General features: G+C 71.5%; 10 protein-coding genes. 4 read left to right on the top strand and 6 right to left on the bottom strand.

The features are described from left to right. Window positions 1-439: 439 nt before the first annotated feature. The 4 genes from ND747_RS01170 to ND747_RS01155 form a co-directional block, all read right to left on the bottom strand. A complete protein-coding gene (locus ND747_RS01170; RefSeq protein ID WP_251731026.1) occupies window positions 440-2,059 on the bottom strand; it encodes an LCP family protein in 1,620 nt (539 codons plus the stop codon). A gap of 200 nt (window positions 2,060-2,259) precedes the next feature. Beyond that, window positions 2,260-4,083: a GAF domain-containing sensor histidine kinase gene (locus tag ND747_RS01165; RefSeq protein ID WP_251731025.1), complete on the bottom strand. Its 1,824-nt coding sequence runs from the start codon at window positions 4,081-4,083 to the stop codon at window positions 2,260-2,262. 224 nt (window positions 4,084-4,307) lie between these two features. Beyond that, window positions 4,308-4,910: a dephospho-CoA kinase gene (locus ND747_RS01160; protein WP_251731024.1), complete on the bottom strand. Its 603-nt coding sequence runs from the start codon at window positions 4,908-4,910 to the stop codon at window positions 4,308-4,310. Between the two features lie 7 nt (window positions 4,911-4,917). After that, entirely contained in the window at window positions 4,918-6,567 is a 1,650-nt protein-coding gene (locus ND747_RS01155; protein ID WP_251731023.1) for an MFS transporter, read from the bottom strand. Window positions 6,568-6,920: 353 nt separating this feature from the next. On the opposite strand from ND747_RS01155, the gene ND747_RS01150 reads away from it, so the two are divergent. Further along, on the top strand, window positions 6,921-7,613 hold the full coding sequence (locus ND747_RS01150) for a TetR/AcrR family transcriptional regulator (RefSeq protein ID WP_251731021.1): 693 nt from the start codon (window positions 6,921-6,923) through the stop codon (window positions 7,611-7,613). A 308-nt stretch (window positions 7,614-7,921) separates the two neighbouring features. Here ND747_RS01150 and ND747_RS01145 read toward each other — a convergent pair whose 3' ends face one another. Together ND747_RS01145 and ND747_RS01140 are read right to left on the bottom strand one after the other, a co-directional pair. Then, window positions 7,922-8,311 (bottom strand): RNA-binding S4 domain-containing protein, encoded by a 390-nt coding sequence (locus ND747_RS01145; RefSeq protein WP_251731020.1) that lies wholly within the window; start codon window positions 8,309-8,311, stop codon window positions 7,922-7,924. A 10-nt stretch (window positions 8,312-8,321) separates the two neighbouring features. Next, window positions 8,322-9,077, bottom strand: a complete 756-nt coding sequence (locus tag ND747_RS01140) for a YdcF family protein (RefSeq protein ID WP_251731019.1) — start codon at window positions 9,075-9,077, stop codon at window positions 8,322-8,324. Between the two features lie 291 nt (window positions 9,078-9,368). On the opposite strand from ND747_RS01140, the gene ND747_RS01135 reads away from it, so the two are divergent. The 3 genes from ND747_RS01135 to ND747_RS01125 all read left to right on the top strand — a co-directional run bounded on the left by ND747_RS01135 (window position 9,369) and on the right by ND747_RS01125 (window position 12,138). Further along, a complete protein-coding gene (locus ND747_RS01135) occupies window positions 9,369-10,253 on the top strand; it encodes a TIGR03621 family F420-dependent LLM class oxidoreductase (protein WP_251731018.1) in 885 nt (294 codons plus the stop codon). Between the two features lie 98 nt (window positions 10,254-10,351). After that, window positions 10,352-11,146, top strand: a complete 795-nt coding sequence (locus ND747_RS01130; protein ID WP_251731016.1) for a class I SAM-dependent methyltransferase — start codon at window positions 10,352-10,354, stop codon at window positions 11,144-11,146. Window positions 11,147-11,373: 227 nt separating this feature from the next. Next, window positions 11,374-12,138, top strand: coding sequence for an SDR family NAD(P)-dependent oxidoreductase (locus ND747_RS01125; protein WP_251731015.1), 765 nt, complete (start codon window positions 11,374-11,376; stop codon window positions 12,136-12,138). Window positions 12,139-12,280 lie beyond the last annotated feature (142 nt).

The raw sequence follows: 12,280 nt of genomic DNA, 5'->3' as shown, positions 1-12,280 counted from the left end.
CCCGGTACCCGGTACCCGGTACCCGGTACCCGGCGACTGGTGTGACACAGCGTGACCAATGTGGTCTTGCGGGTCGAGGCGATCTCGGGCGTGTCGATCAAGGGGGTCCTTCTGCCGGGGTCAGACCGAAATTTTGTCTGCTTCGTCCCGGTGGAAGGACCCATCCGCTTCATCTGGCCGCCGGCGTCGACAACGGCCCGTGACGGCGGCGAGGTCGGCCGTCGAGACCAGCCCGTGGGGTGCCGTGACATCGGATGGCGTCCGGAGATGGTGCCCGGAGATGGCGCCCGGACAACACCGGAGAGCACCGAGGTATGGCGACGGATGCCCGGCCAGCCACAGCCGACGGCTGCCCGCCTGGTTCACACCTCGTGGTGCTGCCTGCGATCGGAGAGGCGGTTCGCAGGACGAAGCACCGACCGCAGCCCGGGCCGGCCGGTCAGTAGGTACAGGACGGCGCGTCCGGTGCCGCGGGCGCGGGTGCGGGGCCACCGGACGGTGCCGTGGCGCCCCCTGCGCCACCGGTACCGGTACCGGCTGAGCCAGGGGCCGGGCTGGGGGTGAGGGTCGGGGTCACGACGGCGGTGAAGTCGGAACCCAGGACGAGCTGGACACCGGTGATGGACGCATCGGCGACGAGCGCCGCACCGGGCACGGCGGCGGCGACGGTGCGGGCCTCGGCCTCCTGTCCGGGGCCGTAGCTGACCCGGGACGTCTCGTGGGTGAGCACCGAGGCGTTGCCGGAGTTGCGGGCGTGGAAGCCCTTGGCGGTCAACTGACCGGTGACCTTCGCGGCGAGCCCGGCCCGCGAGGACCCGTTGTAAACCGAGACCCTGACCTGGGACGGCGCGGCGGTGGCGCCAGGGCTGAGCGCGGGGCCGGTGGCGGCGCCGGTGTCGTCGCTGACGGTGGCGCCCTCGACGCGGCCGCCGAGCGGAGCGACGAGCCGGGCGAGGTCGTCGGGCTGGTAGAACTGCACCGAGGCGCGGACGCCGTGCAGCATGATGTCGCCGAGGTCGTCAACGGCGCCTTCGGCTCGGGTCGGCGCATGGGTGGGTACGGTCTGCATCTTGATGCCACCGTTGGTCAGACCGCGAATCCGGGTTCCCAGCGACAGCAGGTCGGCCGGCTTGGTGTTGTCGTCGACGGTGAGTGCGCCTGCGGCGGTCGACACGAGCCGCTGAGTTTTGAGCGGGTTCGTCAGCGTGTCGCCACTCATGATCTTGTGGAACATGGCGCCGATGAACTGCTGCTGACGGGCGATACGGTCGGTGTCGCCGGCGGGCAGTCCGTGCCGCTGGCGGACGAAGGCCAGCGCCTGCTCACCGTTGACCTGGATCGTCCCTGGGCCGCCCCGGAAACCACTCATCGGGTCGTTGGTGTTCGTGCTGGTTCGCCAACGGCCACTGTCGTCCTGGAAGCGCTGCGCCGGCCCGTCAAACGGCTTGATGCACACCTCGACGCCGCCGATCGCGTTGGTGATCTCCCGGAAGCCCTGCAGGTCCATCGAGAGGTAGTGGTTGACCTCCATGCCGGTCAGGCTCTGCACGGTCTTGACCAGCAGCGAGGCGCCGCCCGAGGAGATCGCCGAGTTGAACTTGTCCTTACGGGCGGCATGATGTTTGCCGTCGGCATCGGTGTATTCGGGAATCGTCACGTACATGTCACGCGGAAAAGAGATCATCGTGGCGGTGCCGTTCTCGTCCAGATGCGCGAGAATCGTTGTGTCGGAGCGCTGCCCGTCAAGACCCGGCCGGTCATCGGTGCCAGCGATCAGGTAGTTCGCCTTGGCGACGCCACCCGACCCGTGCTCCGACCCGAGTCCGAGATCGATCCGGTTGACTTTCCCGTTGATCCACGAATAGGTGGCCCAGCCACCGACGGTGACCAGTAGCACGCAGCAGGACAGAAACGACAGGACCGCCAGCAGGCCGCGCCGACGCCGCGGTGGGCGCCCTCCACCCGGAGCGGGCCGCCCGGCCCGGCCGGGTCCGGAACCCCGTGGATCCAACCGGGGTGGAAGTACTCGCGTGTCGCGCTGCAGCTGCGGTGCGGTCACATCCCACCTTTCCTCGAGGGGCCCTGCGGGCAGGGTCCGACGTAGTGCGGAAAGTAACACGTATGGGTGGATGGCTCCCCCCGGGGGTGCGCCATTCTTTCCGCGTATCGGACACGATGCACCGCACTCGGTGAAGCGCGACAGGGACCCCGGCAGACGGGTGCGGGCGGCCCGGGCAGGGTGCTGTCGGGGGCGCCCGGTCAGCCGGTGGGAACCGACCAGTGCACCCGGGTACCGCCGCCGGGCGGGCACTCGAGGCGGAACGTGCCACCGAGCCCCTCGGCCCGGCTGCGCAGGTTCGCCAGGCCGCTGCGCCGCGTGGTCGGGCCGATCCCCACCCCGTTGTCGACGACGTCGACGGTGACCTGCGCGTCCGCCGCCCGTACGGTCACCTCGACCGAGCGGGCGGCGGCATGCCGGGCGGCGTTGGACAGCGTCTCGCGCACCACGGCGGTCAGATGGTCGCCGACAGTCGCGTCGATCGCGCTGTCGACCGGGCCGTCCAGATGCAGCCGGGGAGTGAAGCCGAACGCCTCGGCCATGTCGTCGATGATGCCGAGGATCTTCGCCCGCAGGCCGCTGCCGGTCGCCGGGGTGGAGCGTCCCCGCAGCTCGAAGATGGTCTGCCGGATCTCCCGGACGGTCTCGTCGAGGTCCTCGACGTAGGTGTTCATCCGCTCGGCGCGTTCGACGCGCTCTTCGCTGGCGGCCAGGCCCTGTAGGCCCATCGCCACCGCGAACAGCCGTTGCATCACATGGTCGTGCAGGTCACGGGCGATGCGGTCGCGGTCTTCCAGCAACGACAGCCGCCCGCGCGCCGCGCGGGACCGGGCCAGTTCCAGGGCGAGTGCGACGTGCGCGGCGAACGCGGCGGCGAGCTCCAGATCCTCGTCGGTGAACAGACCGCTGCCGCGCCGCCGGCCCAGCACCAGTGCCCCGGATGTGACCTGGGACGCGATCAGCGGCACGATCATGATCGGGCCGACATCGAGCCCGTCGAGCTCCGAACCGCCGAGCGCGTGCACCTCCGCGGCGACCAGTGGTGCCCGGTTGCGCACCGCCCGGCCGGCAAGCGACGCGTCCATCGGCACCTGCCGGGTTCGCAGCAGGTCCGCGTCATGACCTTCGGCGACGTCGTAGGTGAGCGCGCCGGCCGCCGGGTCGCACAGGGCGAGCGCGGTGGTGTCCGCGCGGGCGACGTCCCCGGCCCGCGCCACGATCAGCTCGAGCGGGTCGTCGCCGTCGGCGAGCAGATGCCGGGTGATGTCCGCGGACGCCTGCGACCACAGCTGACGGTGCTGCGTCTCGCCGAACAGCCGGGCGTTGTCGATGGCCACCCCGGCGTTGGCGGCCAGCGCCTGGACGAGCTCCTCGTCCTCGGCGGTGAACACCCGGCCGCCCCGCTTCTCGGTGAGGTACAGATTGCCGAAGATCTCGTTGCGGACCCGGATCGGAACGCCGAGAAACCCCTCCATCGGCGGATGGCCCGCCGGGAAGCCCACCGCCCCGGGATGATCGGCGATGTCGTCGAGACGGACCGCGGCCGGCTCGGCGATGAGCAGCCCCAGCACCCCGTCGCCGCGGGGGGTGCGCCCGATCGCCTCGACCACACCCGGGTCCATCCCGACGTGGATGAACTGCTCCAGGTGACCGTCGCGGGCGATCACCCCGAGCGCCCCGTAGCGGGCGTCGACCAGCTCGCAGGCGGACTCCACGATGCGTCGCAGCACCACGTCAAGGCTCAGATCGGCGGTGATCATCCGGTTGGCCCGCAGCAGCCCGCGCAGCCGGCCCTGGGTGGCCAGCACGTCCTGGGCCCGGTCGACCAGCTGGGCCAGCAGCTCGTCGAGCTCGAGCCGGGCGACCGCCGGAAAGATCAGCTCGCCCGGAGCCGCCTTCGCCCCGTCCCCCCCGGACCCATGCGTCCCACCCGGACGTGCCGGACCCGCGGCGTGTGGGGCGTGCGGGATGACCTCGGGGTCAGCATGCGGATGGCGCGGTGGCCAGTCGTCGGTCGTCGGCATCGCCTGGCCCTCCTGTCCACCCTCCATCATGGTCACCGCGGCGCTGACCGGCGCCGGCCGGCCGCGGTGTTGTCGTCCTCTCGATCCTCGGCGCGGGCGCCCGCGCTGCCCAGGGACCTACGGCCCGCGCACCCCAGTCGTTGCGACCGACCTCCCCAACCGTGTCGGCCCGCGCTGGGTAGCTCCGGTGGGGCCGTCGGACGTCCCAAGCCGGTGGTCTGCGGTCAGCGGTCGGTGTGCAGCACGATGTCGGCGCGGGAGCGGGTGTCGTCCTGGTCGAGCAGGGCGCTTTCCTGCGCGGCCCAGGCATCCCAGTGCCCGGTGTAGACGTCCCCGTCGCGGGCGAGGGCGCGGGTGCGCCGCAGCGCCACCGGCGCCTCCAACCAGACCAGCAGGCTCAGATACGGCGCCGCCGCCCGCGCACCGGCGCCGACCCCCTCGACGACGAGCAGCCCACCCGCAACCGTCAGCGGACGTGGCTCCTGCCAGGCCCGGGCCGTCCAGTCGTACCGGGGCACCCGGGGGGTACGTCCGGCGGCGAGCGGCACGAGGACCTCGGCGACCAGCCGCCCGACCCCGGCGGCCAGGCCGTCCCAGCCGCCGTAGAGATCCTCCAGGCTCACGCACGGCGCGGGCAGCGCCTGGCCCAGCCGGGCGGCGAGGGTGGTCTTGCCGGCACCCGAGCGTCCGTCGAGGGCGAGTACCCGCACGTCACCGGCCCGCGCCGGAGCCGCCCGCAGTGCCGCCGCCAGCCTGGACAGGTCAGGCCCGCGGAGTTCGGATCCGGACCCGTCGGGCTCGGACGTGTCGGGTCGCGAAACGTCCACCGGCAGATCAGGTACCGAGCTGGGGCGAGACCCGCGGCTGGACGCCGGCCTGCGGCTGGGCCTGCGGTTGTGGGCTGCCTTCGGGCTGCGACCGTGACTGGTCCGTGGCCGTCGGGCCGGTCTGCGGTGCGTCGGGCCGGGTGGGCGGCGGAGCATGGTTGACGAAGTCCTTGGGACGGATCAGGAACAGGGCGATGACCCCGCCGACGAGCGCGATGACCCCGGCGACGACGAGCAGGTCGTTGATGGCGCCGGCGAAGCCGGTACGGATCGCGTTGCCGAGCGCGGCGCGGGCGTTCGGGGCGGTGCCGGCGAACAGGCTGTCGGCCTCGCCCTGACGCAGGGTGTCGGCGATGCGGTCACCCTGGCCACGTAGCGCCGGGACACCGTCCAGCGTGCCGTTGATGCCGCTCGCCAGCCGGGACGAGAAGATCGACCCGAGCGCGGCGATGCTCACCGCCATGCCGATCTGCCGGAACGTCGTGTTCGCACCGGAGGCCATCCCCGTGCGGGCGGGCGGCACGACCCCTACGGCGGTGGATGCCAGCGGTGGGTTCACCATCCCGCTGCCGAACCCGGCGACGAGGAAGCCGGGGATCAGGTGCGTCCAGTCACTTCCGGCGTCCAGACCGGTCATGAGCAGCAGGCCGATGCCGGTGAGCAGCAGGCCCGGGCCGACCAGAAACCGCGCGGGCACCATGCTGCTGAGCCGGCCGGCGGCCGTCGAGGCGACCAGCGCCACCATGCTGACCACAAGCATCCGCAGGCCGGTGCCGAGCGCCGAGTACCCCAGGTCGTTCTGCAGGAACAGCACCAGGTAGACGAACATCGCGTACAGCGAACCGTTGATCGCCATCGCCGCGATCGAGCCGCCGAGGAAGGTCGGGGTGCGCAGCAGCGACAGGTCGAACATCGGATGGGCGACCCGTGTCTCCACCAGCGCGAACATGACGATCATCGCCGCGCCGCCGATGATGCAGGCCAGCACCGCGGTCTCCGTCCAGCCCGCCTCACCCGCGCGGATCAGACCGTAGACGAGCCCGACCAGGCCCGCGGTGAGGGTGGCGAACCCGGCCCAGTCCGGCCGGTGGGCCACCGGCGGGCGGGACTCCGCCACCTTGCGCAGCGTCAGTGCGATCGCGACGACGCCGATCGGCACGTTCACCAGGAAGATGCCCCGCCAGCTGATCCCGGTGGTGATCAGGCCACCGAGAATCGGCCCCAGCGAGGTGGCGATACCGGTGACCGCCCCCCACACCCCGAAGGCAACACCGCGGTCCCGACCGCGGAAACTATGCGCCAACAGCGCCAGCGAGGTGGCGAACAGAATGGCGCCGCCGACCCCCTGCACCCCCCGGGAGGCAATCAGCATCAGCGCCGACTGGGAGAGGCCGCACAGCAGCGACCCGACGGTGAAAATGCCGAAGCCGACGACGAACAGCAGCCGCCGCCCGTACAGATCGGCCAGTGACCCGGCGGTCAGCAGCAGCGACGCCAGTGTCAGCGCATAGGCGTCGATCACCCACTGCACATCCGCGAAACCGGCGTGCAGGCCGGTCTGGATCTCCGGCAACGCGACGATCACGATCGTGACGTCGAGCAACAACATGAACGTGGCGCTGCAGACGACGAGCAGCGTCCACCATTTCCGATCCATGAATCTCCCCCGGTATCCGCCGTGTGCAGCACGCCTTCTGCCGCTGTGCGTGGGTGGTGTCGTGCGTGGGTGATGTCGTGCGTGGGTGGCGCCCCATGCGTAGATGGTGTGCGCCGCGCCAGGGCAGTGCGACGTGTCGAGATCAGCGTAGGGATCGACTGACCGTCGGTCAATGCACTGACTCGTGGTCAGTCGGCCACGATAGGATCGAGGTGAGCCGGGGGAGGCGCCCGTGGTGACGGGGTTCGGAATAGCGCAACCAGTGCCACAGGGGTGTCTTGGTCGGTACTGTCGACCCACTGGGAGGTGGCGTGTCCAGGTACCGGTCGGCCGATGAGCGCAGGTCGCAGCTGATGACCGCGGGCGCGGAACTGTTCGCGGCCAAGGGGTACACGGCGACCACGCTCGACGACATCACTCGCCGTGCCGGCGTCTCGAAGGGCCTGTTCTACCAGTACTTTCCGTCCAAGGAAGAGCTGGTGTTCGCCCTCCAGGAGAAGGCCTCCCGCGAGTTCGCCGCCCGGGTCGGCGCCGCGGCCGCCGCCCGGGCCGACTGGCCCGGCAAGCTCGACGCGGTGGTCCTGGTCTGCTTCGAGCACTTCACCGGTTGCGACGCCATGGGTGGATCGCTGTTCCAGCAGCTGCCCGGCGAGCTCGCCGATCCGCGCGGCCCCGGCTCGTCCGGGCACAAGGCAGCCCACCAGCACCTGGTCGAGGTGATCGGCGGTCTGCTCCATGCCGGAGTCGCCGCCGGCGCCTACCGCATCGACGACGTCGAGGCCACCGCCCTGCTGTTCTTCACCGCCCTGCATGCCTTCGTCCGCTCCCTGCGCCACGAGAACGACAGCGTCAGCGACGTCCGTCTGGTCCGTGCCGCCCAGAACCTCGTCCGTGGCGCCGCCGGTATCCCCACCAGTACCCCCACCGGCCTCCCGTCCCTCTCCGTTGCCGTCGCGCCCACGGGTCCGGCCGTCGCTCCTGCAGACCCGGCCGTCACCTCTGCGGGCATCGACCTGGGCGGTTCCGCGGTCATTTCCCGCGGCTAGACGTTGGCCCTGACGGTGCGGACCTCCACCTGACGGTGCGGCGGTCGATCCCTGGTGGAGCAGCGCGAAGCTCCTTGAGGTCCGTGTCGTGGACGGACGTCGTCCTGGCTCGGGAGCGTCATTTCCGGCAGTGGAACTCGTGGTCGGCACACACGTCGAGGGACGACGGCCTCATGTGGAGGGTTGTTCCGGGATTCGGGGCTGATTTCCCGAACAACCCTCCACATGTCAGCCGGGTGGGGCAGTTCCTCGTGGTTTGTGTCGCAAGGGCCGCGGGGTGAGGGCCGCAGGCGGGGGCGAGCTCGGAGTCAGAGGCCGGGCGGTGGGGCGCTGCCGCGTAGGCGTTCGAGGGCACGGCGATCGCGTTTGGTGGGGCGTCCGGCGCCGCGGTCACGGGTGGCGACCAGCGCCACCGGCTCGCGCTCGACCGGCGGGCTGTGATCGATGTAGCACTCGGTGGCAACGGGCGCACCGACCCGGCGCCGCAACACGCGGGTGATCACGACGACGCGTTCCCGGCCCGCCAGCCGGACCCGGATCTCGTCCCCGCCGCGTACCGGATGGGCCGGCTTCACCCGCTCGCCGTTGAGTTTCACGTGCCCGGCCCGGCATGCATCCGTTGCCTGGGAACGGGTCTTCACCAACCGCACACACCAGATCCAGGTGTCGACCCGGGCGGACTCCTCGGCTGGCGCCATGGACGTGACTCTACGAAGGAGAGGGCGCCTGCGCGCGCTGTTTTTTCCGCTGCTGCGCCTGGATGAGCCGGACGCGCAGCCGGCGCATCGGCGGGCGGGTCACCGCGTAGACGGCGGTCGGGACCTTCAGCCGCCAGTGTTCGAGCAGCCGGTAGTCATCTGCGGGGACCAGCCGGGCGGCCAGGTCGGGCCGCTGGCGGTGCAGGTAGCGACGTCCGCGGGCGGCATGCAGCGGATCCGAGGCGATCGCGATGGTGCGCGCCGACTCAAGCCATGGCACCGTGAGCCCGACGTTCTCCCAGGTGCTGGTCGCCGCGGTCTCGGTCAGAATCTGACGCGCCGGCATGCCGAGGACGTCGCGTGCGTGGGCGGCCATCGTCTCGGCCTCGGTGGGTGCGCCCGGTGGCCCGCCACCGCTGAAGATCAGCCGGCTGTCCTCGCCCGGAGCGAGCGAGCGCACCCCTATCTCGGTACGCCATCGTTGCAGTGGATGCAGCCTGCCGTGACGCGTCGCCGGGAAGCCCAGCACCAGCACGACCTGTGCCCCATCCGACCGGCAGGACGATCCTCGCCGGTCCGACCGCCCTGTGCCGGGTGACGGTGCCGTGTCGGCTGACGGTGCCGTGCCGGTCGGGTGCTGCGTGCTGATCGGCTGTGCTGGCGGAGCGACGTGGGTGCCGTCGCCGTAGAGACGACGGGAGGCCTGCCAGTGCAGACCCTCGGCCAGCCCGATCGGCACCACCGCGACGGCCACCACCGCGGCCATCACCCCTGCTGCTGCCGGTGGGCGTGGGCGGTGGCATGCGGGCACACCCCCATCCAACACCGCTCCTGACCGTTTTATGAGTTTTTGGGACGATGAGGCCGGCTTTCCGGCCGGTGTCGGCAGTTCTGCGCCGGATGGCCAGCGGTGCCTCGGCGGACAGTGCGGCAGGGGATGGACAGTGCCGCAGAGGGTGGACCCAGTGCCGCAGAGGGTGGACCCAGTGCCGCAGAGGGTGGATCCGGTGCCGCACAGTAGGGTCGGATGAGGGACAGCGACGTCCAAAGGAGGCGCATGAGCGTGCGGCCGTTCCGGTTCGGTCTGAACATCCTCGAGCTTGCGGGGCCGCTCGAGGTGGCGGCGCTGGCCCGGCGCGCGGCCGAGCTCGACTACGACGTGCTGCTCGTGCCGGACCATCTGGGTATGCCGGCACCGTTTCCCACTCTGGTCGCGGCGGGGGCCACCGCCGGGCTGCGGCTGGGCACGTTCGTGCTCAACGCGGCGTTCCATAACCCGGCGCTGCTGGCCCGGGAGGTGGCGTCCACCGACGTGCTGACCGGCGGACGGCTCGAGCTGGGCATCGGCACCGGGTATGTGGCCGACGAGTTCGCTGCCGCCGGCATCGCCTATGGCACCGCCCGCGACCGGCTGGACCGGCTCGGTGAGGTCGTCGATGCCGTCTACGCACGGCTGGCTGACCCCGAGCTCGTACCGCGGCCGACGCAGCCGCGGGTGCCCCTGCTGATCGGCGGCAACGGCAACCGGCTGCTCACCCTGGCCGCCGAGCGCGCCGACATCGTGGCGTTCACCGGTGCGACGCCGGCCCCGGGGGATCCCAGTGCCTTCCGGGTCCTGGCCGGGGAGGCGTTCGCCGAACGGGTCGCCTTCTTCGAGCGGGCCGCCGGGGCACGGGCCGGCGAGATCGAACGCAACCTGCTGGTGCAGGACGTGGTGCTCACCGACGACCGGGACGCGGCTCTCGCCGCCCTGGCCGAGCGGTTTCCGTACCTGAGCGCCGCCGAGTTCGCCACCGTCCCGGTCCTGCTCGTCGGCACCGTTGCGCAGGTGGCTGCCCAGGTGCGGGACCTGCGCGACCGGTTCGGCATCACCTATCTCACTGTTCTGCACCCCGCCCTGGAGCGCTTCGCCCCGGTGATCGCCGCCCTGCGCGGCACCTGAGACCGCGTCCCGCCTCCCCGCGCATGATCCAGTCAGGTGCCGTTGTGCGGGACGAATATTCGATGGGCAATGCCGGGTGACGCTGGGACGATCCGGCGATGACGGTCGAACGGCCCGCGGGGACGGCGGCGGGAGAGCCCGGGTTCGAGGAGCTGGTGGCGCAGGCGGCAGCCGTGTCGGTGGATGGCTGGGACTTCTCCTGGCTGGAGGGTCGGGCGAGTGAGCAGCGGCCGTCCTGGGGCTATGCCCGGCTGCTGGGGGAGCGCATCGCCCGTGCCGACACGGTGCTGGATGTGCAGACCGGCGGCGGGGAAGTGCTGGCATCCGCGCCGCGGCTCGCCCGGCGTACCGTCGCGGTCGAGTCCTGGCCGCCGAACCTCGCCCGCGCGGCGGCGCTGCTGCGCCCGCGTGGAGTCGCGCTGGTCGCCGCGGACGGCGATCACACCCTGCCGTTCGCGGACGGCACCTTCGACCTGGTGCTGAGTCGGCATCCCGTGCGCACCTGCTGGCCGCAGATCGCCCGGGTGTTGCGGTCCGGCGGAAGCTACCTGTCCCAGCAGGTCGGTCCGGCCAGCGTGGGTGAACTGACCGAGTTCTTCCTCGGGCCCCAGCCCGCCGAGGTGCGCACCCGCCGCCATCCCGACGCCGCCCGGGCCGCCGCGCAGGCCGCCGGGCTCGAGGTGGTGGACCTGCGGGCCGAGACGCTGCACACCGAGTTCCGTGACGTCGGCGCCGTCGTCTACTTCCTGCGCAAGGTGATCTGGATCGTCCCCGGCTTCACCGTCGACCGTTACCGCGAGCGTCTCGCCGACCTGCACCGCCGCATCCGCGACACCGGCCCGTTCACCGCCCACACCACCCGCTTCCTCATCGAGGCCCGCCGCCCCCAGTGACGATCTGGCGGTGACGCCCGAGTCGTCATGGGGCTTTGTCGTCGGTGCGTGCGGGAGTCGTCGGTGCGTGCCTGCCGTCGTTGACCTGGAGCGCGCTCGAGGTCATAGCGTCTGGGACGGGCTGGCGGTGCGGGTGACCGGCCGCACGCCAGCCGAATCCGTCGACGTGGACGTGGACGACGTGGACGTGGACGTGGACGACGTGGACGTGGACGAAGGGGCACATCATGGCGCAGACACTGAGCGGGACCGTGGCACTGGTGACCGGGGCGAGCAGCGGGATCGGGGCCGCGGCCGGGCGGGAGCTGGCCCGGCAGGGCGCGGCGGTGGCGCTGGTCGCCCGGCGCAAGGACCGGCTCGACCAGCTGGCCGGTGAGATCGAGGCCGAGGGCGGGCGGGCGATCGCGCTCGCCGCCGACATCACCGAACAGCAGCAGGCGATCGACGCGGTCGAGCAGGCGGTGGCCGAGCTCGGCCGGCTCGACACCGTCGTCAACAACGCGGGGGTGATGCTGCTCGGGCCGATCCTCGACGCGCCCACCGCCGAATGGGACCGGATGATCTCCCTGAACCTGCAGGGGCTGCTCTATGTCTCCCATGCCGCGCTGCCGCACCTGGTCACCGCCGCGGAGTCGGGCCCCCGAGAGGTCGCGGACCTCATCAACATCAGCTCGACCGCGGGGCGGCGAGCGATCGCCCTGGCCGGCATCTACAACCTGACGAAGTTCGGGGTGAACGCCTTCACCGAGTCGCTGCGCCAGGAGGTCACCGCGCGACACGTGCGGGTCAGCGTGGTGGAACCGGGCGCGGTCACCACGGAACTCACCGAGCACGTGCGTCCGGAGATCCGGGACCAGGCCCTTTCCGCCCTCGCGGGAGTGGAGAACCTGCTGGCCGAGGACATCGCGGACGGCATCGCCTACATCGTGACCCGCCCGCGCCGGGTCGCCATCAACGAGCTGCTGATCCGCCCCACCGAACAGGTCCGCTGACGCGCTCAGATCGGGCCGCCGGACGTACGCCCGGCGGCGATCGTCTCGGGCGGGCAGGGGGCGCCACTATGGGTTCATGTCGTCCTCACCTGATGCGTCCTTGTCCGCTATGCCTTCGCCAGGCCTTCTTCCGGCGGACGTT

Source organism: Frankia sp. R82 (assembly GCF_023716925.1).
Classification (GTDB): Bacteria; Actinomycetota; Actinomycetes; order Frankiales; family Frankiaceae; genus Frankia.
The sequence above is the reverse complement of the archived record's forward strand: the minus strand, read 5'-3'. Positions and strand labels throughout refer to the sequence as shown.